This is a genomic window from Bacillus sp. FSL E2-8868, from assembly GCF_038005505.1.
In the GTDB taxonomy this organism is placed as follows: Bacteria; Bacillota; Bacilli; order Bacillales; family Bacillaceae_G; genus Bacillus_A; species Bacillus_A mycoides.
Genome location: NZ_JBBOTI010000002.1, coordinates 209,990 through 233,815, shown reverse-complemented (window position 1 = coordinate 233,815; position 23,826 = coordinate 209,990). Strand labels below are relative to the sequence as shown.

The window sequence follows — 23,826 nt, the reverse complement described above, 5'->3', positions numbered from 1 at the left end:
ATTGAACACCTTTGTATAAAAACTAGTATTCGTTTAGTTGAAGAAGGATCCATTTTGATTATTTTCAAAAGGGTTCTTTTTTATTTTTCACATATTGTGAGTTATTTAGGCATGATTAATCAAACTTATATCGGTATATTATCTATGAAAAAAGTAAATAAATGATGTTATATTCAAGGGTTAATCTATTGACTGCTAAACAGTTTGAGGTGAAAAGGAAAAGAGGACCAATTATTTTCGTGTAAACATGTAATTAAGTGAAGACGTCATATACCCTTTCATGTTAATATATTTAAGTTATTATAGGAGGCTTACCCTTTTGTATTGTACGGTAGAAGCAGTGTGAGCTTGAAATTTTTTATGAAAAGGATGTGCCTAACTTGCGTATCAATAAATTTATTAGTGAAGCTGGAAAAGCGTCTCGACGTGGAGCAGATAAGTTAATTAACGAGAGAAAAGTAATTATTAACGGTAAGGTTGCAAAAATTGGTGACCAAGTAAATCCAGGTGATGACGTACGAGTAAATGGAGAGCAACTTCGTATTGCTCGAGACCATGTGTATATCGCTTTAAATAAACCAGTAGGTATTACATGTACAAGTGAAAAAGCCGTAAAAGGTAACATTATCGATTTAGTGAATCATCCTTTACGAATTAATCACATCGGACGTCTCGACAAAGACTCAGACGGTTTAATTTTGTTAACGAATGATGGCGATATCGTTAATGAGATTTTACGTGCTGAAAACAAACATGAGAAAGAATATATTGTTTCAGTAGATAAGCCGATTACACCGGAGTTTTTAGAGAAAATGGCAGCAGGTGTTAAAATTTTAGATACAAAAACACTTCCTTGTGAAGTAACACAGTTATCAAAATATGAGTTCCAAATTATTTTAACACAGGGGCTAAATCGTCAAATTCGCCGTATGTGTGAAGCTTTGGGTTATCAAGTATACACGTTAAAACGTACGAGAATTATGAATATTGAGTTGAATAATTTACCAGTCGGACAGTGGAGAGATTTATCGAAAAAAGAGAAAAAACGCCTATTTTCAGACTTAAATTACGAACCACAAGATTGGTAAAAAAGAGAAGGGGAGACCAAAAAATGTTTTTGGTTTCTTTTTTTTGAATAAAAAATATATTTTTAACACTTGTAAAAATAAAATGAATAGGATATATTAAATAACAATAAATGTAATTGTTACAAAAGCAAAGAAAAGGACACGAGTTATTTTAAATGGCTATACAGAGAAGGAAGGAAAGCTGAGAACTTCCTAACGCAGTAAAATAACTTACCACCTTAGAGCTGCACTGGGGAAATCAAGTATCTAGTGCCGTGTAAGCGACGTTACCCGCAAAAGAAGCCATTATGTTTTTTGTGATGGGAATCTGGGTGGAACCACGAATATAAGCATATTCGTCCCTATTTACTAGGGATGAATATGCTTTTTTATATTTTATTTCATAATAAGCGAAGAAAAGGACACGAGTTATTTTAAACGGTTATACAGAGAAGGAAGAAAAGCTGAGAACTTCCTAACGCAGTAAAATAACTTACCACCTTAGAGCTGCACTGGGGAAATCAAGTATCTAGTGCCGTGTAAACGACGTTACCGTAAAAGAAGCCATTGTATATTTGCGATGGGAATCTGGGTGGAACCACGGGTAAAAGCACACTCGTCCCTATTTTAGGGATGAGTGTGCTTTTTATTATGAAATGGAGAGATGAAAAATGAAAGAACAGATGATCGAAATTAAATTTCCAGATGGTAGCGTTAAAGAATTTGTGAAAGGCATTACTTTAGAAGAAATTGCTGGGGCAATTAGTAGTAGCTTGAAAAAGAAAGCAGTCGCAGGAAAAGTTAATGATAAGTCTTTTGATTTACGACGAAACATTGAAGAAAGTGCGAAAGTTGAAATCATTACTATGGATTCAGATGAAGGGGTAAAAATTGCAAGACACTCTGCGGCACATATATTAGCGCAAGCTGTAAAAAGAATTTATGGTGATGTAAACCTTGGTGTAGGGCCAGTCATTGAAAATGGATTCTATTATGACATGGATCTTCAAAGTAGTGTAAACGTAGAAGATTTACCGAAAATAGAAAAAGAAATGAAAAATATTATAAATGAAAATGTAAAGATAGAGCGAGTTGAGGTTTCTCGAGAAGAAGCAAAAGAATTGTTTCAAGAAATGAATGATAGTTTGAAATTAGAGCTTTTAGAAGCAATTCCTAATGGGGAAAGTGTAACACTGTATAAACAAGGTGAATTTGTAGATTTATGTAGAGGACCACATTTGCCATCTACTGGTTATTTGAAAGCATTTCAATTAACTCATGTTTCTGGTGCATATTGGCGAGGCGATAGTAACAATCAAGTGCTTCAGCGTATATATGGTGTTGCTTTCTCTTCTCAACAAAAATTAGAAGAGTATTTACATTTTGTTGAGGAGGCCGCAAAGAGAAATCATCGGAAATTAGGTAGTGAACTTGAATTGTTTATGTTTTCGGAAGAGGCTCCGGGAATGCCCTTTTACTTGCCAAAAGGACAGATTATTCGCAATGAATTAGAAGCATTTTTAAGAGAAATTCAAAATGAGTACAATTATCAAGAAGTGCGTACTCCATTTATGATGAATCAAGAATTATGGGAGAAGTCAGGACACTGGGGACATTACAAAGACAATATGTATTTCTCAGAAGTAGATCATAAAAGTTTTGCGTTAAAACCGATGAATTGCCCAGGCCATATGCTTATGTTTAAAAATAAATTACATTCTTATCGTGAATTACCGATTCGTATGTGTGAGTTCGGTCAAGTGCATCGACATGAATTTAGTGGCGCTTTAAACGGATTATTAAGAGTTCGTACTTTCTGCCAAGATGATGCTCATTTATTTGTAACACCAGAACAAATTGAAGATGAAATCAAATCAGTGTTGGCGCAAATTGACTATGTGTATAAAACTTTTGGTTTCGAGTATGAAGTAGAGCTTTCTACTCGTCCAGAAGATTCAATGGGTGATGATAAATTATGGGAGCAAGCAGAATTGGCATTAGAAAGTGTATTACAGTCATTAAATTATAAATATAGATTAAATGAAGGTGACGGTGCATTTTACGGTCCGAAAATTGATTTCCATATTAAAGATGCTTTAAATAGAAGTCATCAGTGCGGAACAGTCCAACTTGATTTCCAAATGCCAGAAAAATTTGATTTAAATTATATAGATGAAAATAATGAAAAAAGAAGACCGGTTGTAATCCACCGCGCTGTATTAGGATCCTTAGATCGCTTTTTAGCGATATTAATTGAACACTTTGGAGGCGCGTTCCCAGCGTGGGTGGCACCGGTTCAAGTGAAAGTAATTCCAGTTTCAAATGCAGTGCATGAAAAATATGCAAATAGGATTGCAGATAAATTAGCACAAGCCGGAATTCGTGTCGAACGAGATATACGAGATGAAAAGTTAGGATATAAAATTAGAGAAGCGCAAATGCAAAAAGTTCCGTATGTTCTTGTTATTGGGGATAAGGAAATGGAAAGCGAAGCTGTAAATGTACGGAAATATGGTGAAGAGAAGTCAGAAGTTGTTGAACTAGATGCGTTTGTGGAAAGTATGAAAGAGGAAATTAAAAATAGGAAATAGAGATTGATAATAAAACACACCATTAATATGTAATACTGAATTTAAAGTAATTAAAGATATATTAAATAACAATAACAAACGCAGAGAAGGGATAGCTTAATTGCTATCCCTTCATTTTAATTTCACTATTTAATCCCATTGGTTGAAGAAAGTTGTTGTCTGTATTTATTGAGTGAATTCGTCGCTTTTGTACTCCAAAATATCACCTGGTTGACAATCTAAAGTCTTACATATCGCTTCTAATGTTGAAAAACGAACCGCTTTTGCTTTCCCATTTTTCAGAATGGAAAGATTCGCCATCGTAATCCCAACCCTCTCCGAAAGCTCCGTTACGCTCATTTTTCGTTTTGCTAACATCACATCAATATTAATAATAATTGCCATATTTTCCACCTCAGACCGTTAAATCATTTTCTGATTTTATATTAATAGCTTCTTGTAAAAGCCTTTGGAGAACAGCAGCAAAAACGGCGATCACCATAGAGGCGAAAATGATGGTCAATCCGATTGGTATGAAACTTGGAGGATCAATTTTTTTTGCCATGAGATAGTAGAGTGGCATACCTAGCAAGTACAAGGTACTGATCGTGATGGCACAGTATTTTATATTCTTTAAAGCCTTTACCGATAATTCCGAGAACGCTTGGTTCTTATCAATATAGCTTAAAAGTTTAAAAGCTTGATACAGAGCAAAGTAAAAAGGTATCACTGCCGCGTACATATCGATTAAAACGAGAGATTTCATATAAGCAATATCTGGATACAATTCTCCAGCAAAATTCCCAATCTTAGGCACCAAAAATATGCACAATGCAAGAACTGGGAATCCTATAAAAGTAATAGCTAGCTTTAAAAAGAGTGTCGTAACTTGTTTCATAAAAAGCACCTCACTTATGTAATAACAACATGATTTTATCATGTTATTTATCGTTTTGCAATAAAAATGTATTGTTTTTTATTTCATTATTATTGTTATTGGAATATCTTTTGAATTTTGTTAACAATAAAAAGCATTTCTCATTCCAAAGAAATGTTCTTATGAAGTGGTTTGTTTTTTTAACCTTACAAAAATGTAAGGTAAATGTAAGGGAAATCGAATGAAAGGATTTTAGAAAAGTGAGAATATTAAGCAGAGAAATCGTTTGTATTTCTTATGTATCTCAATCTGCATTTGGAAAATTTAAAAATTCTTAAGAATTTTTATGAGAAAAATATAAGAAATATATGGGAAATTTATACTATACAAAAGGGATGGAGTGAAAGAGATGTCAACAAATGTAGTTACTGTAGAAAGTGTAGAAAAAACGTATGGAAAAAGAAATGAGAATCAGTCAAAAGCATTAAGGGGTGTTTCATTAAGTATTAAAGAAGGAGAGTTTGTAGGGATTATGGGTCCATCTGGATCCGGTAAAACGACATTACTAAATGTGATCAGTACACTTGATCAAGCGACAGGTGGTAGTGTAACAATAGCTGGCACAAATATTACTTCTATGAAAGGGAATGCATTATCAGATTTTCGTTCTCAAAAATTAGGATTTATTTTTCAAGATTTTAATCTACTAGAAAATTTATCAATTTATGAAAATATCGCTTTACCACTTTCCTTGCAAGGCGTACCATCAAGTGAGATTACTGGAAAAGTAAATGGGGTTGCGACGAAATTAGGGATTACTGAAATTTTAACTAAATATCCGACTGCTGTTTCTGGTGGACAAAAACAAAGAACAGCGGCAGCACGAGCTTTAGTACATAATCCGGCAATCGTATTAGCAGATGAACCGACAGGAGCACTTGATAGTAAAAATGCAAAAAGTTTATTAGAAGCGATGCAAGATTTACATGAAAATCACAATGTAAGTATTTTGATGGTAACACACGATGCATTTAGTGCGAGCTATTGTGAACGTATTTTATTTATACAGGATGGACTTCTTTATAAAGAGTTAAAACGTCAAGGAACACGAGAAAATTTCTATCAAGATATTTTAGGTGTGCTTGCCCAAATGGGCTCAGCAACTGAGTTGAAGTAAGGGGGGCGAGACTATGTTATTCAAATTATCACGTCATAGTATGAAAAAAATGTTAAAGGATTATATGGTTTTACTTATTGGTCTAGTCATTAGTATTAGTATTTTTTACATGTTCCAAACGATGGCGATGAATAGTGAATTTACAAAAGATAATAGTCTCATTGGTAGTATTAGGCTCGTCTTTTGGGTTGGTGCAATATTGCTTTCTTTCATTACAGTTTTTTACATCATATATGCCAATTCTTTTTTACTTACATTAAGAAGAAAAGAACTCGGTATGTACATGATGCTTGGAGCGAAAAAGAAAAAAGTAGCGCAATTATTATTTATTGAGACTTTTGGTATGGGGATTGTCAGTATTATTATCGGTATTTTAGTAGGAATAGTACTTGCTAGTGTAGCAGGAAATTTTTTAATGAATGGAATGGAGATTTCAGCAAAAGGTAATTACGCATCTGTGTACACACCAGCTATATTAGTTACATCTATTTTCTTCTTAATATTATTTTTCATTACTGGTTTAATGAATAGTTTCCGATTATTACGTAAAACAGAATTAGAGTTAATACGTGAAGATGAAACGCAAGATGAGGTGAAGAAAAGTAAGACTCGCACTGTTATTATGACAGTACTAGGTGTATTGCTAGTAAGTACAGGATATTATTTTATGGTGAATATAAAAATGTTTGCTGAACTAGGATTTATAATAGCGACAATTGTTACGACAGTAGGAACGTATTTCATTTTTAGCTCGTTGCTCCCACTTTTTGTAATGAAAATTAAGGGAAATAAAAAACGAAATGAAACGGGATTAAATAGTTTTACTTATGCACAGTTACGTTTTCGAGTAACTAGTTTATCGAGGGTACTAGGCACTGTAGCGATGTTAATTGCATTAGGTGCAGGTGCAATGACAGCAGGTATGGCGTTTCAAAAGAATGTAGGCATTATGACAGACTTCTCACGTGTATATGATGTCGTAATTCATGATCCAAATGAACAAGATAAAGCGGCATTAAAAGAAATGGAAATTGTTGAAGAAAGCAAGTATAAGTATAAAGTAGATGGAGAAGCGGTTTATTATTTACGTAACGACTTAACTGAAAAACCCCCACTTATTTCAGATCATTTTGATACAAAGACTTTAAAAGAACCTGCTCGTAAACGTGTGGCTACACCTTTAACTGAACCTGTCTATTCTGCTTTGGAAGCTCCTGAAGTAGCGAATAAGCTTCCTCGTATGCCAAAAGATTGGGAAGATGCGGTTGTAAGAGAGATACAAATTACACATAATCAGTTTAACGGAAAACCGGTAAGAATTGCAGATGAAGAGCATTACAAAGGAATTCAAGGAACAGAGCATACTGTAACATTAGCAAAAGTAGATGATATGAAAAAATATAAACCGTTATTGACAGAAATTGATAAGAGGCAAAAAGAACAAATTGAAAAAACAACAGGTACAAAAGTAGAATTATATACGAAAATGACAACTTATCAGTTCGTGAACAGTTTCATGAGCGGAACAATGTTTATGGGATTTTTCCTTGGAATTGCATTTTTAGCAATGATGGCGAGTTCTCTTATGTTCAAAATATTAACAGGAGCTTCTCGTGATGTACGCCGTTATGAAATGCTACGAAAAATCGGTGTGAGACGTAGTATGTTAACAAAAAGTATATATAAAGAAATCTCATATTTATTTATCTTCCCGGCGATCATTGGCATTTCCCATGTTTTAGTAGGGCTTAATTTATTCAGCTTTATATTAGTTGACCCGTTTGTAAAAGTATGGATGCCAATAGGAATCTTTTTAGTCATTTATTTCATCTATTACTGGATAACTGTTCAATTGTATAAAGGTATGGTAATGCCGAAAGAAGAAGTAGCGAAATAAAATAGTTTAATGGAAAAGTCCTTGTATGAAAACAAGGGCTTTTTCAATAGGATGTTCTTTATAAAGAAGGAAAAGATTGGATAATGGTCGAAAAAAATATAATAAGACTTCCGAGAAATGACTGAAATAATAATATTTTGTCGAGAGAAAGGATATTACGTATGAAAGAAATGCTACAGTTATTTCGAAACAAAGTTTATGCACGCTTTTTTCTAGCGAATATTTTAGAACGCCTTGGTTCTATGATTGCTGGAATTTCTTTAATGTTTTACTTGTTAGATCAATACGGAAAACAACCAGTTTACGCAACGATGACGCAAATTATGATTGCATTACCTGCACTAATCTTTTTTTTATTAGTAGGGACAGTAGTGGATCGATTTGATAGACAACGTATTTGTACGGTAAGTAATATATGTTGTTCAATTTGTAATATCGGAATTCTAATTTCGCTTTATTACGGGATGATCATACTAGTCTTTATATTTTTATTTTTGGAAAATGCATGTATCCAATTTTTCTCTCCATCAGAACAGGCAATGATACAGGGAGTAGTAGAATCAGACCAATACGGTGCAGCGGCAGGTATTAATCAAATGGTAAATAGTTTATATGCTTTATTTGGTGTAGGAATTGCAACGATGGTGTATTGGACTTTTGGAATTTACGGGAGCATTTTAGTAAATACGCTCACCTTTATTGCGAGTGGTATTTTGATACAAACGATCTCGATTCCAGAAAAAGTTCGTTTGCCAAATGGTAGAACAAAATGGAAAGAAGTTAATTTGAAGATGTTAATAACAGAGTTTAAAGGCGGGATTAAGTATATATACCAAAATGAAACTTTAAAAAAATTACTTTTAGGATTTATCGTATTTGGATTATTAAATGGTATTTTAAGCGTATCCACTACTTACATATTAAAATACAAATTAGCGCCAGCAACATATGAAAGCTTAGCAATGGTTGGTGGAGTAGTTGGAGGAATCTCATTACTAATTGGAAGTATAGTAGCAACGAGTATAGGTAAGAAATATGCACCAAAATCTATTATTGTATTTGGGATGGCGGGCTCTGGGGTCTTCTTCGGTATGTGTTACTTTGTAAATCACGTATGGTCTTTTTATCTATGTATCGCTTTTGCGACTTTCTTTTTACCATTTATTAATGTTGCAATATCGGGCTGGATGTATGAAATTGTAGAAGAGTCATTCATGGGACGTGTTCAAAGTTTACTTAGTCCATTAACGACAGGATTCCAGCTGTTATCTCTCGGTGCGATAGCGATGTTATTCCCAAAATGGATTGGTGCAGATACATTGTATATTATTTTATTTGGTTTATTATTTTTAGTTACGTGTTTATATCAAGCTATTTTACCTAGTGGGAAGAAGCAAGTGCAATGTATAGCTGAAGAGATGTAACATATGTAGGTTTTTGGTTTCTGAATATTCTATCGAATAACAAGGGGGATAGAGTGATGTTGATGCGAGTTGCTAAATGGTGTGGGGTTACATGTTTACAATTATTTGCGGCGCTTATTTGTATTCTATTTTTAGGGGCACTACCGCGTTTATTTAAGGGATTACAAATTGATTTAATCGGTTTTTGGAACACAGTTGTGTTTCTTGGAGAGAAGTTACTTCAACCAGGTGAAATTACGTATGGATTTCGGAATTCAAGAAAGTTATTTCCACAAATATGGATTCATTATGTAGAGACAATGTTTGTATTTATTTCGGCATTTATACTATCTTTACTCATTGCGTATCTTATCGTGGTGTGGGTATTACAGCGCTCTCAATCAAAGCAACGTATGTGGAATGGGATTTTCGTTGCACTTGAAAGTATTCCGGACATTTTATTAATTTTATTATCTCAACTTCTAGTAGTAATAATCTTTCAAAAAACAGGTTTTATGCCAGTGAAATTTGCAGGACTTGGAGAGGAAAGGGCTCGCCTGTTACCAATAATATGCCTTACTTTACCTACAACATTATTATTTATTAAGTTGCTACTATTACGTTTCAGAGAAGAATTAGAGAAAGATTATAGTATATTTGCTAAGAGTAAAGGGCTAAGTTTAAGACATATTTTGACGCACCATATTTCAAGAAATGTCCTGTTAACAACAGTCTATTATGCAAAAACGAATATTTTATTTATGTTATCAAACTTATATATTATTGAATGGCTGTTTAATACGTACGGTATGTTCGTTTTCGTGAAAGAAAATTCGAAATTAGAAATATTTACAGTGAGTTTAGTTTTATTATACGTACCGCTTTTTATACTATTTCGTTTATTACATACGCTTTTACAAAATGTTATAAAGGAGCGTGTGTAACATGTGGCAAGTTGTAAAAAGAGATGTGAGATTTTGGTTAGGTGTTACTTTTTTGAGTGTACTAATGATTGTTAGTATTGGGAATACGCTGTTTTTCGATGGGAATATTCGTGAACTAACGATGATGTATAACGAAAAAGGAGAATTAGAGGCTGCTCCGTTTTCACCGTCGAGTAAATTTTGGTTTGGAACTGATGAGAAAGGCCGTGACCTGTTCCAGTTAATAATAGAAGGAGCGAAATGGACAGTTGGTGCAAGTGTCGTTATCGCAGTTTTACGTGTAGTAATTGGAGGAGCTATTGGTTTATTACTTGGTATGTACAGTAAACGCTCATTTCCAGTAATCTCATCTTTTTTTGATCCGTTTAGTATTGTACCAATGATTATGATTTCCTATTTTATGTTAAATGCAGTTTTAATGTTCGAAAGTGGAGAGGCTGCTGCTCCGTTTCATTTACGGGTTGCGTTTCAAATTATAGTTCTTGCGTGCCTTGCTGTACCGACTGTTATGTTGTACGTGGCGCAAGAAGTAAAACGTATTAAGAATGAAGAATTTATGTTGGCGGCCACTGTGCTAGGCGGAAGTAAGTGGCAGAGGTTGAGACACCATGTATGGCCGCATATGTTACCATCATTTCTTTTATTAGTAGCCCAGCAATTTGTAAGTACTTTATTACTCCTCTTGCATCTTGGTTTGTTGCGATTATTTTTTGGCGGAACAATAATTTTTGGCGGTATAGATGCAGATAGTGTAACAAAAGAGTGGACAGGGTTAATTGGTCAAAACTTCCGTCACTTAACTACTCATACATGGATTGTACTTATACCAATCGCTTTCTATAGTATGACAATTTTGTCAGGAAATCTTATTAGTAATAGTATGCAAGATGCGATTAAATTAGGAAATGTTAGAAGAGCGAAACAGAAGAAGGAAGAGGTGAAAGTAGAGAAACAAATACAGCCTACCGTGAATGATTTTTCATTTCATAGAGAGGTACAAAAATAAAGAAAGATAGCTGAAGACAAATTGTTTTCAGCTATCTTTTTTGTTTAAAGTGGTGGTAAATCAATCTTACCTTCTTCAAATAATTCCTTTATCATATGTTTCGTATAACCAGCTGCTTGACCAAATGTGATTTTTGCTGGCATTGGTGCTTCATTTACATCTACAACTACATCAATAATGCATGGTTTACTTTGTTTTACCGCATTTTCAAAGGCAGGAAGTAAGTCATCTAACTGTTCTACACGGTATCCAATACCACCGCACGCCTCTGCGTATTTTGCGAAATCAGGATTCGTTAAGTCTGTACCAAATTCAATATTCCCCATAACTTCTTGTTCAAATTTAATCATAGCAATTTTATTATTGTTTAATACAATGACAACGATTGGTAGTTTATATTTAACAGCTGTTACGAAATCGTTCATTGTCATTCCGAATCCGCCGTCACCACAAACTGCAAACACTTGTTTATCCGGGAAAGCAATTTGTCCAGCAAGTGCACCAGGTAAACCGCAGCCAAGTGTTGCAAGCCAACTAGAAATGATAAATTTCTGGTTTGTCATACGGAAGTGCCTTGCAGTCCATACTGTTACATTTCCGACATCGACTGAAAGAATTGCGTCATCTTCTGCTACTTTCTGCAGTGCATGCATAACTCGTTGTGGTTTAATTGGAGTAGAAGAATCTTCTTCTTGAGTGTGTAATTTTTCTTCCCACTTTTTCATCATTTCTTGATGATGCTCTAAGAAGGAATGATCCTCGTGTTTTTCTACATTTTCAATTAACCATTTTAATGTTTTATCAGCATCACCAGCTAAGCCGATATCTGTCGTATAACGTTTCCCGATTTGTGCAGGGTCTGTATCAATATGAAGTGTTTTTGCTTTTTCGGGTAAGAAACCAGTGAACGGATAAGAAGTACCAACCATAATTAAAGTATCTGCATGCTTCATTGCTTCATAAGAAGGTTTCGTCCCGATTAATCCTAATCCACCGATACAAAGAGGGTGTTCATCAGGAACAATCCCTTTAGCTGGTAATGTAAGTACGATTGGAGCACCGATATGTTCTGCAAATGCAAGTAAAGACTCTCTCGCATGTTTAGCTCCTTTTCCGGCTAAAATAACAGGTTTTTTCGCTTCATTAAGTGCGAGTTTCGCTACAGCTAAATCTTCTTCTTGCGGAAATATTTCTGGTAATGTAAAGGAAGAGTTTGTAATGCGCGCACCATTTTTTACTTCAAATTTTGGAACATCATCTGGAATTGTAAGAACAGAGACACCTTTTTTTGTATATGCCATTCGAATCGCTTGATTCACTACAGCAGGTAACTGTTCAGCTGACATTATTCGTTGGTTATAAACCGCAACATCATCAAACATTCTTTCTAAGTTTACTTCTTGGAAAAAATCTGTTCCGAGTAAATCGCTTTCTACTTGTCCTGAAATTGCTAGTACAGGAGCTTGATCGAGTTTTGCATCGTATAAACCATTTAATAAATGAATCGCTCCAGGTCCTGCAATAGCCATACAAACACCAAGTTTTCCTGTTAATTTCGCATATGCTGCCGCTGCTAATGCGCCAGCTTCTTCATGGCGAACTTGAATAAATTTAATTTTATCTTGTTTTTTCCTTAAAGCTTCAATTATAGAATTGATGGAATCTCCAGGCATACCATATATGTGTTCTACACCCCAGTCAATTAAAAGATCCACTAATGCTTCACCGGCTGTTTTTCCAAACATAATCGTTCCTCCTTATAATAGGTAGATACTATTATGTTTTGGAGAAAAAGGGAAAATATACAAATGATATAACTTATTTGTTTTAATGATGTCCAGTGAAAAGAGTGAAGGCTATTATTAATAAAAATCCACTAATAGACCACGATAGAAACGGAAGGAGAGATAGCTGTTTTTTTGCTTTCCAAAGCATTTCGTGAATTGTGACATAGCCAAGAGAACCAATTGCGCTTCCCATAATAAGTCCTTGTAAATGGAGCGCTTTCCCGTCCATCATAATGCCAAAAACAGTACCGGTACCTAGGATAAGAGAAAGTAATAAAGTTGTTAATAAAAATGAAATATATTTATGTTTTGTAAAAAGAAATGGAATAATTAAAGCTAACCCTTCTGGAATATGGTGAATGACAATCGCAAGTAAGAAAGGAATGGCAGAGTCATTATGATTTATAAAAGCTGTACCTAACGCAAACCCACTCGGCATATTATGAATGAATATAGCAAAAGAAAGAAAAAGGAAGGTTTGCCATGCTTGTTGATCCTTTTTATGTATCATTGGATGATGACAATAGTTATCTAATAAGCTCATAATTAAAATACCGATAGCTATCCCAAGTATAGGACCTATTATGTCATAGCTTGAAAATGTTTCAGGAATAATTTCAAGTGATAAAAGCCCAAGTAAAACCCCACCACATAATGCGTATAAGCGATGCATCTTTTCTTCAATTAGTTGGCGTGTTGCTACTCCAACAGCACCTCCCAATAGTAATCCACCGAACGAAAAAAACGTAACGATTATAGGAATCCATAAACGTTCCATATCATCACACTCCAATTCTATCCCCTTGTTTTCAGCTTACTAATGGGGGAGGGAGATTAGTCCAAATTATTATGACCAATTATAGAGAAAAAACTGTAAATTCATTTAATGGTATATTCATATTTAATACACGTTTTCCGTCAAAGGAAGAATTAATACAACCATCTACAGAAGAATATTGGACAACTATTGCAGATGAAAAGGGAAGAAGATGTGATTTATATACTGAGATGAATTATGATTCAATTCAACAAATACAGCACTACATAACAACAAGAAGGTTTTATGAGGAGGATACGCTAGTAGAGGAACTGAAAACAACAATAGATCTTCGGTATACGTATCCGCAAGAATTAGAAAGATTACTTGTAGCGAATGGGTTTGAATTGTTACAGATATACAATGATTGGGAGGGGAATGAGTTGCAGGAGGATTGTTATTCTATGGTGGTAGTTTGCCAGAAGAAAAGATAGGGATGCTGATTGTTATATAGTAAGTTATTAGAAAAAATGATCAAACTGTATTTCACATTAACAATAGACTATGTGTCTTTGTTTTAATTGTAAGGAAGAATAAGAGGAGCTGCAGTGGAGTGCTATGGTGGGGACTGTGTATAAAGAAAATGAACGGTAAGGTCATAATCAAATGTTGTTTACTGAGCCATTAGAGTTTTATATAATATACAAATAAATAAAACTGGATGGTTGCCAGTTTAGAGGGACATAAAAAAATGTCCTGGTATTTAGATAATGTTTATGAGTTAAATAAAGAAAAACGAATGTAATAAAAATTTACTATACTAACTTTATGGAGAGTAATGTTATGAAAGCAGAAAAAACACTTGAAACACTAGATAGGTACGCGGAGGAGTTTGATTTTCCAGTACTTGATAACTATAATTTTGACTTAGCACAATCCAGAATATCTGTTTTTCGAGAGGAAGACAAGTGGCTCATTGTATTTGAGGTTGTGGGCGTTGATGCAAACCTTGAGATATCGAATAACTTCTATGTGTATAGTAATAGCATGAGACAGCAAGGATTCTTTTCATGTTTCGATGAAATCTTAACGCTTGTAAATGAAGAATATTGGTACGATGATGAAGATCATTTCCTTGTAGATCCTTTTCATATGGAGTTACTTTTGAAAGGAGAACGTATCACTTTAACACCAACTGTAGAAGAGTATAAGCGTTTAGGAATTGAAACAGATTCATTTCATCCTACCAAACTTATTCGTTTTTTAACTTCTAAATATAAGGAGAAATTCTGGGTAAATCCCTCGGACATATTAGATGAAACCAATGCAGAATTTAAACCAAATCTATTTTATCAAACAGAAGAATGGGAACATCCTGATATAAGTGATGATCAAATACCGAGTGAGAGCATATTCTTTCAAAGTTTAGCTAAAGCGATTGAATTAAATAATGTGAATTTGATAACTGTAGGGAAAGTAAATAATGATTGGACCAATTGGACATGGAGTGATTTTGAAAAACAAGAAGAGGATGACATTTAAATAAGAAACTGTTTTTCCCCACCTATGATACATTGAAGCATTTGTAACATTATTTTATCGGTAAAGCCATGTATGAACTTCGCTTTCACATCTAAATCATTTGAGTTGAACAATCGTATTAGTTATTACTAATATGTGTGTCAAAATATTTTTAAAAAAGATTGATAAATGTTTCTTCGCTTTATTTTTAATGTGAGAAGGAATGTAAATAATGAACAAAAAAATAATATAGTTAGTGGAAGCGAAGGAAATGTTATAGTGTTTGATGCACACATTAAGAGGTTTTATGTAACAGGAAAGAGAAGCTTTTTGTTTGAATTTCAGGGTATACAAAATGTAAACGTTGACTGGGATTTATTTCTCATGCTAACATATAGATAATTTAATCAAGGCGGTGGAAATGTATTGGACTCAGATGTTGACTCGGATAGGTGGCTAAATGACCTCGATTTTCTCAGAGTACCCCTCATCATTTTGAGAATGTAGATTTTATACAATCTCATGTCAATGTGTATGAAGTAGGTCTGGAAAGAGAAAATATATCAGGAGGTGAATCCTTTAGTTTCAAGGAAGCTAAGGGAATTAGTTGGACATATTTAATTTAATCATGGTAGTGGTTTTAATCGCATGTACTGCATTTTTCGTAGCAATTGAGTTTGCTATTGTAAAAGTAAGAGGATCAAAGATTGATCAATTTGTATTAGAAGGAAAGAAAGGTGCGCTGGCAGCTAAGAAAGTGACATCAAACTTGGATGAGTATTTGTCAGCTTGTCAATTAGGGATTACAGTTACAGCAATGGGACTCGGGGCACTAGGTGAACCAACGATTGAGAGACTTTTACATCCTTTATTTGATAAGTGGAACATCAATCCTTCCATTGCAGGTGTATTATCTTTAGGAATTGCTTTTACTATTATGACGTACTTACATGTTGTAGTTGGTGAATTAGCACCAAAAACATTCGCGATTCAAAAGGCTGAGAAGGTTACTTTATTACTTTCGGCTCCGCTTATCTGGTTCTACAAAATCATGTATCCGTTTATTCGCTTGTTAAATGGCTCTGCAAGGATGATAACAGGAATGTTCGGCTTAAAACCTGCATCAGAGCATGATGTAGCACATACAGAAGAAGAATTACGATTGATTCTTTCTGAAAGTTATGAACGTGGAGAAATTAATCAAGCTGAATACAAATATGTAAATAATATTTTTGAATTTGATAATCGTATTGCGAAAGAAATCATGGTCCCCCGTACAGAAATTATAGGGTTACATGTAGATAATTCTTTAGCAGACCATATGAAAATAATCCGTGATGAAAAGTATACACGTTACCCAGTATTTGGGGAAGATAAAGATGAAATCATTGGCATGGTGAATGTGAAAGACTTCTTTATTCGTTATATGAATAAGGAAATAAAAGAATTCAATTCTATTCAATCGTATACGCGTCCAGTAATTGAAGTAATTGAGACCATACCAATACATAATCTTTTACTACAAATGCAAAAGAAACGTATTCCGTTGGCTGTGTTATATGATGAATACGGCGGTACGGCTGGTATTGTAACCATTGAGGATATACTGGAAGAGATTGTAGGAGAAATACGTGATGAATACGATGAAGATGAGCGTCCGCCCATCCAGCAAATGAATGAAGGTCATGTTGTCGTAGAAGGTAAAGTATTAATTAGCGAATTAAATGATTTACTAGGATTACATATGAATGATAGTGATGTTGACACGATTGGTGGTTGGATTCTGATGCAGAATTATGATATCCAAGAAGGGCAAACAGTAAATAGCGAAGGATATGTATTTAAAATCCTTTCTAAAGACCCTCACCAAATCAAACGTGTTGAAATACAAAAAGAAATGTTGGAAGCAGCAACTGTATAGTTGCTGCTTTTATTCAATTGATAACATGGTAGCCCTCCTCATTAAATTCATTGATTGATCAACTTTTTACCTGTTAACACATTACCGAAATAGGACATGATTGGTTCCTTTGCATTCCAGGTTCAACACTCCTTCGATATTGTAAAATGTATCTCATTTATACAAATTGTAATATAATTTAAATGTAAATTCGTAGCGTAAAATAGATTAAAAGTAACAAATGTTGAGAAAGGATTCCCTTGTCAAAATTAGTATTTGTATTTCACTAGATAATAAAAAATGTAGAATGATTTTATTTCTGACATTGTTATTTAATAGTAATCAAAATACAAAATAAAGAATTTTCTCGGCTGGAAATTGTTACACACTCATAAAATGGAGGCAATAGTTATGCAGCAAATTAAAAAAATAGGAAACGCATTTTGGTACATGACACCTGTTTCCGAGACTGATAGACCTATCTTAGGAATGGTAGTTGGAAAAGAAAAGACTTTGATGATAGATGCAGGTAATTCAGAAGCACATACACAATTGTTTTTAGAAATGCTAAAAGAGCAAAATATCTCAAATCCTGATTTTGTAGCATTAACGCATTGGCACTGGGATCATATTTTTGGATTGCCTGTATTACAAAATGCATTGTCTATCGCACATTTTGAAACAAAAAAAGAGATGAACACACTTGTTTCTTATGAGTGGTCGGATGAGGCATTGGACGCACGAGTGAAAGAAGGTACAGAAATTGAATTTTGTGCGGACTGTATAAAAAAAGAGTTCAGTGAAAAACCAAGAAATATTCAAATTCTTCCGCCGGCCTTAACCTTTCAGAAACAACTTGAATTAGACCTTGGTGATGTGACATGTGTGTTAGAGCATGTGGGCGGAGATCATTCACATGACTCTGTTGTTATTTATATTAAAGAAGAAAAGATTTTGTTTTTAGGAGACTGTATATATGCAGATATCTTTTCTGCAAAGCGGAACTATACGACGAAACGAACGTTTAAACTGATACAAGAGTTAGAGAAATTTGATGCCGAGACCTATATTCTTTCCCATGGGACAGCTATAAATCGGGATGAGTTTTCACAAGAAATTCATTTGCTAAAAACAGTAGGAACTTATACGGAAACTCATAAAGGCGATGAAGAGAAGATAAAGGCATCGTATAAACAAGAACTAGATAGAGAATTAAATGAAGATGAGCTAGAAACAATAACGTACTTTGTAAATGGTTATGAAATGGTTAATCTGTAAAACCTAACTCAAATCAGATTGAAGCTTATTCTGATTTGAATATAATTAAACTGTACAAAAAGAGTATTGAAAGTTAATTCAATACTCTTTTTAATAATTAAATATCCAGTCCCAACCAATTTCTAAATCTTTTTGCTGGCTCATCATCTGGGTTTACACCACTTTCAAGACTGGTTGCGAACGGTAACCACTGCCAATCCTCGCATCCTACAAAAGCTATTCTTGACCAATTATCAATGAATTCAATGAAATTATTCGCAATCTTATATCCATGTCCTTCTCCATCCTCGTGACTTAGGTAAATTATCGGAGCATCTATATTATCTTGCATATCAAATGCTAAATAATCCCCATTGCCCACTTCACAAAATGCTAATTTATTATGCCAGACTATATCATATTCATCTTCAGGATTTGGAAAAACCGTGTCAATCCAGTCTTTTCGTTCTTTTTCAAACTCAGAAAGACTTTCTAAACTCCAGTGGGGTGTTCCGCAAAAAATTTCACGAAATTCATTTGGTAGCTCCATATCGTCAGGTAAAAACCAGCGTAAGCTAAAATTTCCTGAGAACTCTAAAAGTACTTTTTTGAAACTATTTGGTAATTTAACACCAAGTTTTTTTTCCGCTTGGATTATCTTTTCAAGAGAAGAAGGTTCATCTATACAAACTTCTTGAACTTCACCGCCTATTTCTTTAATTCTAGAAGTTATTATTTCTATTCTTTCTTTTAGTAACTCGTAATCCATCATATCACCCCATGTTATATTAATTAAAGTATATCATTCTTAATATACTTTTCGTTTGGGTTTCTAACTTTTAGGAGTGATTTCTCAGAATATATGTATTGTAATCTTAAAAGTTATTTTTCGTAAAATTGAGGTTTCAAGTAGCAGCTTTTTTAGCTAATTCAGTAATATATTCAAAGAATGCATCACGTTTTACATCATAAATGACATTTACTGGTCTTCCGTTAGCAGTTTCCACTGTACGTCCTTGGCTGGGTCCGTATGTATGAACGATACTAGCAATCGTTTTTGTTTTTGCAAGATCAGCTTTCCCAACAAACGCAGCAGTTAATACATCCCACAAATAGTAGGTAGAGTTAGTTGAAAAGTGAACGAGAGGGGGGACCATTGCATAGCATTGACCAAGGAAATCAACACCAATATACTTACGCTCTTTTGCCCACTGTTCACGTATGTCTATAGTTAGCGGAACCTGGTTTGTACTTTCTAGAGTTACTAAATCAATGATTATATTAGCATTCCAAACACGAGCTACTGCTTCGGGATCCCAAAATGAATTCCACTCGGCTGTTCCGTCATGTTCTGGCTCATGTACATTGCCTGCAGTACGAAATGTACCGCCCATCCAAACGAGACGTTCAATTTTATCTTCGATTATTGGAGATTCATATAGTGCACGAGCAAGGTCAGTCAGGGGCCCTGTAAATAATAAAGTTGTTTTTCCATCAGTTTGTAGAAGAGTCTCTATTATATGATGATGTGCAGGTTTTTTTGATGCAGGTGTAACAACTTTCCCAAACTCATTTAAAATTGGTAAAGCATCTACATAAAATGCATGCATCCGCCATTCTTTTGGAAATGGGTTTTTTCCACGAGAGTTGGACGCTGCTACCTCAATATTATTTTTGCCGAAGCGATCTATAATTTTACGACTGGCAGACATTGCTGGTTCTAAATAACAATCTGCAGGAATAACTGAAACACCTGTAAGTTCTATATTTTCCATCTGGAGTAGTAAAAATAGTGATATTAAATCATCTACACCACCATCATGATTGAAGTACACTTTTTTCATCATTTTAATCTCCATTCTTTAAAATTTAACCAGGAATTAAATTTTAATTGATGAAAAATCATCAATAATTTCCACCACTTCAATTCTCCCATTAATCAGTAACTCAGGAAGTTCATTTCTAACGTTTCCTTTCCAATACTCTCTAGCTTGTTCCATTTTTTGAGCGAAAGGAATACCATCTTCTTTCGGCAAAAGGTTTCCATCACCTTCAAAAGAACTTCCGATTACTCGTAGTTTAACAATCTGCAAAACTTCTCGATTATAAGAATCAAATAGCGCTTTCCATTTCAAAGCATCCTCATAGCTTTTGGAAGCATATAAGCAAGACAACCTTGAGGGATATTCAGGAAATTCTTGCAGTCTAACCATTTCTACAATCGTTTCTCTAACCGCTCTAATTGTTTGATCTATATAATTCAGAACTACTTTAGCATTTTCATTATTTATATGTAATTCCTTATTGATATAATGCCTTTTTAAAATTTGAATGGAGTCTTCATCATTAGAATTTAATTGTTCTCTTTCAAAAAAGAAGTGATAGAGGGTATTAGTTTGATTTTTGTCAAAGTGAATGATTTGTCCGATACTCATTGTTTTCCTTGTAACGATGTGATATGCGTAAAATTCTGCTTTATTCATGGTTATCCTCCTAGTAGTAATTATCATATAATTCAATATTAAATTTAATAATTCAACATCAAAATATATAAAACCTTTGTAAGTAAAAAGTTATAAAGTGGGAGGATTGGAGTGAAGAGTGGAAGAAATGCACGTAAACGCTTTAAAAATGTTCACAAAATGTTCACTTACGAAGGAGTTTCCAATATCGATATAATGACAAAGACTCAAAGAGAAGGGATGATGAAAATTGCCAACAACAAGAAAGGAAAACCTCCAATTTGGTATGATGATGTGCCTCGGGATGGTTATCGTTATGACGTTTTACAATTTATTAATGAATGGAGCAGGAGGACCAATTCATATTAAGGAAATCGCATTAGAACTAATAATTGGATTTATTATTGCGCTATTAATTGAAATATGTATCGTTGGACCGTGTGCGAAAAAGATTGTATTTGCATTACCATTTGATAAATCAAAAAAAGTAAACATGATTATTGCGATGGCAACAACAATGGTAATCGGAATGGTATTCTTTATGTCATTTTACGGAATGGCTATGATGTATTTACATAATGGGTTACATGGTGACTCATTCGCTTCAATTTATTTCTCGATTTTCATTAAAAATTTCATTATGGCGTACCCACTTCAATTAATAATAATGGGACCTCTTGTACGTTTCTTATTTGGAAAGTTTGTTTTGAAGAATAAAGGTGTTAATGTAGCGTAGTTTTAATTACTAAAATATTATATACGGATTAAATATTTTAAACACATCTCACATATTTTGAGATGTGTTTTTTCGTGTACATTACTAATTATTTTCATATCGATGTGACATTTGTCCTTTTGTCGTTGTAGTATTGTAGCTTTTAATTAAATCATAGATAGAAGATTAGGAGATGATTTTTTTGAAAGGTATTTTACTTTCAGTTTTTGGAGGAGTATTCATTACACTTCAAGGTACGTTTAATGCGAAACTTAGTTCAGATATCGGTATATGGTCGACGAGTATTATGACGCATTTAATTGGGTTTCTTATTGCAACAACTATATTTTTGTTAAAGAAAGAAGAGAAAGTAACGGATTTAAAGGGTGTAAAAAAAGTATATTTAGCAGCTGGCGCACTTGGTGGGTTGATTATTTGTGCGGAAACAATGGCGATATATTCAATGGGAGTTACATTAACAGCTGGAACACTTATGGTTGCTCAATTATTAACTGCTACTGTTATTGAAATGAAAGGATTATTTCATATAAAAAAGATACAAATGGAGAGATACCATATTGTGGGGACAATAGTAATGATTTTAGGTATTTTTGTGTTTAATATGTAAGGAAAGAAGGGACTGTAAGTGGATAATAAATCAGACTTAATTATTCAATATTTGAAAGCTTATAATATACTTGAAATTTTTTCAGGAATAAGTACTGACAATTTTCAAGTAAATCATTTTGAAAAAGGCAAGCTTATTTGCGATAAAGATGATGAAATTCATCGTTTATATTTTGTTATTAAAGGAAAAGTAAAAGTTTACACGATTACACCAGAAGGAAAGAAACTAATCCTTCGCTTTATCAATCCATTAGCAATTGTTGGTGATATTGAATTAATACAAAATAGCAAAGCACATAATGTTGTTGAAGCTTGTTCAGATGTTGTAGCAATCTCCATTTCTAATACAGTTATTAGAAATAAGTTATTACATGATCCTATATTTATGAAGTTCTTGCTTGAAAACATTGCGAACACGTTAAAAATATCGACTCGTTTTACAGCTCTAAATTTACTTTATCCGGTAGAAGTACGTGTAGCTAGTTATTTACTTTCGATTTCAACGGATAGTAATGGGAATATGTATAAAGAGGATTTAGATTCAACTTCTGTATCAAGTATTGCAGATTTTATAGGTGTAAGTTATAGGCATGTAATTCGAGTTTTACAAAAATTTTATAGTGAAAAATTAATTAAAAAGAAAAATGGAGTTATTGTAATTAAAGATTTTTCTAGAATGAAGGAAGTTGCTAAAGATAATATATATGAGTAATGAAAGGGAGAGAAGGGTTATGATTGGATTTAGTTTAGCTATATTAGCTGGAATATTAATTAGCTTACAATCTGTTTTTAATACGAAAGTGAATGAAATTGTAGGACAGTGGTTAACAACTGCATGTGTTCTTGGAATAGGTCTCATAAGTTCTGTTTTATTTCATATCATTACAGAGAAAAGTATAAGCGTTAACTTTTATACTGCAAATTATTTATTTTATATAAGTGGATTGTTTGGTATCGGATTAATTATTTGTATAATGGGTGCAATAAAGAGTTTAGGTCCAGCTTATACGGTGCTCATTAGCCTTATTACTCAATTAGTTGTTGCATTATGTGTTGATACATTTGGATTGTTTGGAATGGAGAGAGTACCTATACAAATAAATAAATTAATTGGTATAGGTCTATTAATTGTAGGGGTAGGAATTTTTAAAAATCTTTTTTCGAATAAGAAAGCTATTACTATAAATGAGGATAGGGTCTAAAGAATTTAAAGGAAAAGGTGTTAATAATTAGAACATATACATTTAGGTGGTAGTAAATGAGCGATAAGGAGAGAAAATAAGTGATTCAGTACATGTTGGAAGATGGTGTACATTATATTATGAGTGCAGTGACATAACTAGGAGGTTTCCACTATGACAGCTTTATTTAAAGCTATGGAGTTCCAGCTGAAAACTGAACGACTTGATCTGAGTATGTGGGAGGAATCCGATTCAGTCTGGATGAGAAAATTAATTGGCGAACGTGGTGTGGATATGCCAACCCTTGACGCCGTTCGTAGTATGCTTATAGAGATGCGTAAGAGAGCAGGCGAAAATGGCATTTCCCTTCTCACTATTCGCCGACGAGACGAAGGTGATTTCATCGGATACTGTGGCTTGATTATCGGTCGTTCCACACTGGAAGAGCCGGAGATCGCATACGAGTTGTTCCGCAGTGCTCATGGCAAAGGCTATGCGACTGAGGCAGCATCTGTTGTGCTGGACGCTGCGATTGCTACGGGGCGCCACAGACTTTGGTCGACTGTAGGCGCTTGGAATGTTGCGTCCTTCCGGGTGTTAGAAAAGATAGGATTTAAGAGGCATCACAGTACGTGGGACGAGCGCGGTGAGATTGTTTGGAACGTACGCGACCTTTAG

The 23,826-nt window shown here is 34.0% G+C and carries 23 protein-coding genes, 2 pseudogenes and 2 other annotated features; of the genes and pseudogenes, 17 read left to right on the top strand and 8 right to left on the bottom strand.

The annotated features are described in order from the left end of the window. The first annotated feature begins 380 nt into the window (after nt 1–380). Nucleotides 381–1,088 carry a pseudouridine synthase gene (locus NSS74_RS12160; protein WP_002085707.1) on the top strand — a complete coding sequence of 236 codons (708 nt, stop codon included), beginning with the start codon at nt 381–383 and terminating at the stop codon, nt 1,086–1,088. Between the two features lie 121 nt (nt 1,089–1,209). Further along, nucleotides 1,210–1,434: a binding site (T-box leader), on the top strand. Between the two features lie 37 nt (nt 1,435–1,471). Next, nucleotides 1,472–1,694: a binding site (T-box leader), on the top strand. Nucleotides 1,695–1,738: 44 nt separating this feature from the next. Then, nucleotides 1,739–3,658, top strand: a complete 1,920-nt coding sequence (gene thrS, locus NSS74_RS12155; protein ID WP_061688771.1) for a threonine--tRNA ligase — start codon at nt 1,739–1,741, stop codon at nt 3,656–3,658. A gap of 165 nt (nt 3,659–3,823) precedes the next feature. Here thrS and NSS74_RS12150 read toward each other — a convergent pair whose 3' ends face one another. After that, a complete protein-coding gene (locus tag NSS74_RS12150; protein WP_002141696.1) occupies nt 3,824–4,042 on the bottom strand; it encodes a helix-turn-helix domain-containing protein in 219 nt (72 codons plus the stop codon). Nucleotides 4,043–4,052: 10 nt separating this feature from the next. Further along, a complete protein-coding gene (locus NSS74_RS12145) occupies nt 4,053–4,535 on the bottom strand; it encodes a DUF2975 domain-containing protein (RefSeq protein WP_016102056.1) in 483 nt (160 codons plus the stop codon). 388 nt (nt 4,536–4,923) lie between these two features. Between NSS74_RS12145 and NSS74_RS12140 the strand changes: the two genes are divergently transcribed. From NSS74_RS12140 to NSS74_RS12120, 5 genes are all read left to right on the top strand, one after another. Beyond that, nucleotides 4,924–5,691 (top strand): ABC transporter ATP-binding protein, encoded by a 768-nt coding sequence (locus NSS74_RS12140; protein ID WP_016102055.1) that lies wholly within the window; start codon nt 4,924–4,926, stop codon nt 5,689–5,691. Between the two features lie 13 nt (nt 5,692–5,704). Beyond that, on the top strand, nt 5,705–7,588 hold the full coding sequence (locus NSS74_RS12135; RefSeq protein ID WP_149190476.1) for an ABC transporter permease: 1,884 nt from the start codon (nt 5,705–5,707) through the stop codon (nt 7,586–7,588). Between the two features lie 161 nt (nt 7,589–7,749). Further along, the gene (locus NSS74_RS12130; protein WP_016102053.1) at nt 7,750–9,012 is read left to right on the top strand and encodes an MFS transporter; all 1,263 of its coding nucleotides are present in this window, start codon (nt 7,750–7,752) and stop codon (nt 9,010–9,012) included. 56 nt (nt 9,013–9,068) lie between these two features. After that, complete coding sequence (locus NSS74_RS12125; protein WP_016102052.1) at nt 9,069–9,935, top strand: ABC transporter permease subunit; 867 nt, start codon at nt 9,069–9,071, stop codon at nt 9,933–9,935. A gap of 1 nt (nt 9,936) precedes the next feature. Continuing rightward, the gene (locus tag NSS74_RS12120) at nt 9,937–10,941 is read left to right on the top strand and encodes an ABC transporter permease (RefSeq protein WP_340813662.1); all 1,005 of its coding nucleotides are present in this window, start codon (nt 9,937–9,939) and stop codon (nt 10,939–10,941) included. A gap of 44 nt (nt 10,942–10,985) precedes the next feature. Here NSS74_RS12120 and NSS74_RS12115 read toward each other — a convergent pair whose 3' ends face one another. Continuing rightward, nucleotides 10,986–12,686: a pyruvate oxidase gene (locus tag NSS74_RS12115; protein ID WP_002136230.1), complete on the bottom strand. Its 1,701-nt coding sequence runs from the start codon at nt 12,684–12,686 to the stop codon at nt 10,986–10,988. An 82-nt stretch (nt 12,687–12,768) separates the two neighbouring features. Next, nucleotides 12,769–13,506, bottom strand: a complete 738-nt coding sequence (locus tag NSS74_RS12110; protein ID WP_061688795.1) for a ZIP family metal transporter — start codon at nt 13,504–13,506, stop codon at nt 12,769–12,771. Between the two features lie 107 nt (nt 13,507–13,613). Between NSS74_RS12110 and NSS74_RS12105 the strand changes: the two are divergent. Together NSS74_RS12105 and NSS74_RS12100 are read left to right on the top strand one after the other, a co-directional pair. Beyond that, nucleotides 13,614–13,979 (top strand): annotated as a pseudogene (locus tag NSS74_RS12105) (SAM-dependent methyltransferase); the annotation flags it as partial. Nucleotides 13,980–14,328: 349 nt separating this feature from the next. Beyond that, the gene (locus NSS74_RS12100) at nt 14,329–15,027 is read left to right on the top strand and encodes a DUF7003 family protein (RefSeq protein ID WP_235675263.1); all 699 of its coding nucleotides are present in this window, start codon (nt 14,329–14,331) and stop codon (nt 15,025–15,027) included. Nucleotides 15,028–15,038: 11 nt separating this feature from the next. Here the strand turns inward: NSS74_RS12100 and NSS74_RS12095 are convergent. Continuing rightward, a pseudogene (locus NSS74_RS12095) lies at nt 15,039–15,140 on the bottom strand (ArsR/SmtB family transcription factor); the annotation flags it as partial. Between the two features lie 473 nt (nt 15,141–15,613). Here NSS74_RS12095 and NSS74_RS12090 point away from each other — a divergent pair. Both NSS74_RS12090 and NSS74_RS12085 read left to right on the top strand, forming a co-directional pair. After that, on the top strand, nt 15,614–16,927 hold the full coding sequence (locus tag NSS74_RS12090; RefSeq protein ID WP_088292232.1) for a hemolysin family protein: 1,314 nt from the start codon (nt 15,614–15,616) through the stop codon (nt 16,925–16,927). 375 nt (nt 16,928–17,302) lie between these two features. Continuing rightward, entirely contained in the window at nt 17,303–18,184 is an 882-nt protein-coding gene (locus tag NSS74_RS12085; RefSeq protein ID WP_002031885.1) for an MBL fold metallo-hydrolase, read from the top strand. A gap of 97 nt (nt 18,185–18,281) precedes the next feature. Here NSS74_RS12085 and NSS74_RS12080 read toward each other — a convergent pair whose 3' ends face one another. The 3 genes from NSS74_RS12080 to NSS74_RS12070 form a co-directional block, all read right to left on the bottom strand. Next, nucleotides 18,282–18,932 carry an SMI1/KNR4 family protein gene (locus NSS74_RS12080; protein WP_061688776.1) on the bottom strand — a complete coding sequence of 217 codons (651 nt, stop codon included), beginning with the start codon at nt 18,930–18,932 and terminating at the stop codon, nt 18,282–18,284. Nucleotides 18,933–19,068: 136 nt separating this feature from the next. Then, complete coding sequence (locus NSS74_RS12075) at nt 19,069–20,010, bottom strand: nucleoside hydrolase (protein WP_061675307.1); 942 nt, start codon at nt 20,008–20,010, stop codon at nt 19,069–19,071. 33 nt (nt 20,011–20,043) lie between these two features. After that, entirely contained in the window at nt 20,044–20,646 is a 603-nt protein-coding gene (locus tag NSS74_RS12070; protein WP_002031883.1) for a DUF2441 domain-containing protein, read from the bottom strand. Between the two features lie 111 nt (nt 20,647–20,757). On the opposite strand from NSS74_RS12070, the gene NSS74_RS12065 reads away from it, so the two are divergent. The 6 genes from NSS74_RS12065 (at nt 20,758) to NSS74_RS12040 (ending at nt 23,826) form a co-directional block, all read left to right on the top strand. Then, entirely contained in the window at nt 20,758–20,994 is a 237-nt protein-coding gene (locus tag NSS74_RS12065) for a hypothetical protein (RefSeq protein ID WP_229193939.1), read from the top strand. Continuing rightward, a complete protein-coding gene (locus tag NSS74_RS12060) occupies nt 20,912–21,361 on the top strand; it encodes a hypothetical protein (protein WP_002031882.1) in 450 nt (149 codons plus the stop codon). The genes NSS74_RS12065 and NSS74_RS12060 overlap by 83 nt, the downstream gene beginning before the upstream one ends. A 181-nt stretch (nt 21,362–21,542) precedes the next feature. Next, nucleotides 21,543–21,968, top strand: a complete 426-nt coding sequence (locus tag NSS74_RS12055) for a DMT family transporter (protein ID WP_002127319.1) — start codon at nt 21,543–21,545, stop codon at nt 21,966–21,968. Nucleotides 21,969–21,986: 18 nt separating this feature from the next. Beyond that, a complete protein-coding gene (locus NSS74_RS12050) occupies nt 21,987–22,679 on the top strand; it encodes a Crp/Fnr family transcriptional regulator (protein ID WP_016102042.1) in 693 nt (230 codons plus the stop codon). Nucleotides 22,680–22,698: 19 nt separating this feature from the next. Further along, nucleotides 22,699–23,169 carry a DMT family transporter gene (locus NSS74_RS12045; protein WP_012260918.1) on the top strand — a complete coding sequence of 157 codons (471 nt, stop codon included), beginning with the start codon at nt 22,699–22,701 and terminating at the stop codon, nt 23,167–23,169. Between the two features lie 153 nt (nt 23,170–23,322). Then, a complete protein-coding gene (locus NSS74_RS12040; RefSeq protein WP_002012819.1) occupies nt 23,323–23,826 on the top strand; it encodes a GNAT family N-acetyltransferase in 504 nt (167 codons plus the stop codon).

What these genes read in the sequence shown, in the direction of transcription:
- thrS (WP_061688771.1), top strand. Translation starts at nt 1,739, where the DNA reads ATGAAAGAACAGATGATCGAAATTAAATTTCCAGATGGTAGCGTTAAA.
- NSS74_RS12150 (WP_002141696.1), bottom strand. Translation starts at nt 4,042, where the DNA reads ATGGCAATTATTATTAATATTGATGTGATGTTAGCAAAACGAAAAATG.
- NSS74_RS12145 (WP_016102056.1), bottom strand. Translation starts at nt 4,535, where the DNA reads ATGAAACAAGTTACGACACTCTTTTTAAAGCTAGCTATTACTTTTATA.
- NSS74_RS12140 (WP_016102055.1), top strand. Translation starts at nt 4,924, where the DNA reads ATGTCAACAAATGTAGTTACTGTAGAAAGTGTAGAAAAAACGTATGGA.
- NSS74_RS12135 (WP_149190476.1), top strand. Translation starts at nt 5,705, where the DNA reads ATGTTATTCAAATTATCACGTCATAGTATGAAAAAAATGTTAAAGGAT.
- NSS74_RS12130 (WP_016102053.1), top strand. Translation starts at nt 7,750, where the DNA reads ATGAAAGAAATGCTACAGTTATTTCGAAACAAAGTTTATGCACGCTTT.
- NSS74_RS12125 (WP_016102052.1), top strand. Translation starts at nt 9,069, where the DNA reads ATGTTGATGCGAGTTGCTAAATGGTGTGGGGTTACATGTTTACAATTA.
- NSS74_RS12120 (WP_340813662.1), top strand. Translation starts at nt 9,937, where the DNA reads ATGTGGCAAGTTGTAAAAAGAGATGTGAGATTTTGGTTAGGTGTTACT.
- NSS74_RS12115 (WP_002136230.1), bottom strand. Translation starts at nt 12,686, where the DNA reads ATGTTTGGAAAAACAGCCGGTGAAGCATTAGTGGATCTTTTAATTGAC.
- NSS74_RS12110 (WP_061688795.1), bottom strand. Translation starts at nt 13,506, where the DNA reads ATGGAACGTTTATGGATTCCTATAATCGTTACGTTTTTTTCGTTCGGT.
- NSS74_RS12100 (WP_235675263.1), top strand. Translation starts at nt 14,329, where the DNA reads ATGAAAGCAGAAAAAACACTTGAAACACTAGATAGGTACGCGGAGGAG.
- NSS74_RS12085 (WP_002031885.1), top strand. Translation starts at nt 17,303, where the DNA reads ATGGAGGCAATAGTTATGCAGCAAATTAAAAAAATAGGAAACGCATTT.
- NSS74_RS12080 (WP_061688776.1), bottom strand. Translation starts at nt 18,932, where the DNA reads ATGGATTACGAGTTACTAAAAGAAAGAATAGAAATAATAACTTCTAGA.
- NSS74_RS12075 (WP_061675307.1), bottom strand. Translation starts at nt 20,010, where the DNA reads ATGATGAAAAAAGTGTACTTCAATCATGATGGTGGTGTAGATGATTTA.
- NSS74_RS12070 (WP_002031883.1), bottom strand. Translation starts at nt 20,646, where the DNA reads ATGAATAAAGCAGAATTTTACGCATATCACATCGTTACAAGGAAAACA.
- NSS74_RS12060 (WP_002031882.1), top strand. Translation starts at nt 20,912, where the DNA reads ATGATGATGTGCCTCGGGATGGTTATCGTTATGACGTTTTACAATTTA.
- NSS74_RS12045 (WP_012260918.1), top strand. Translation starts at nt 22,699, where the DNA reads ATGATTGGATTTAGTTTAGCTATATTAGCTGGAATATTAATTAGCTTA.
- NSS74_RS12040 (WP_002012819.1), top strand. Translation starts at nt 23,323, where the DNA reads ATGACAGCTTTATTTAAAGCTATGGAGTTCCAGCTGAAAACTGAACGA.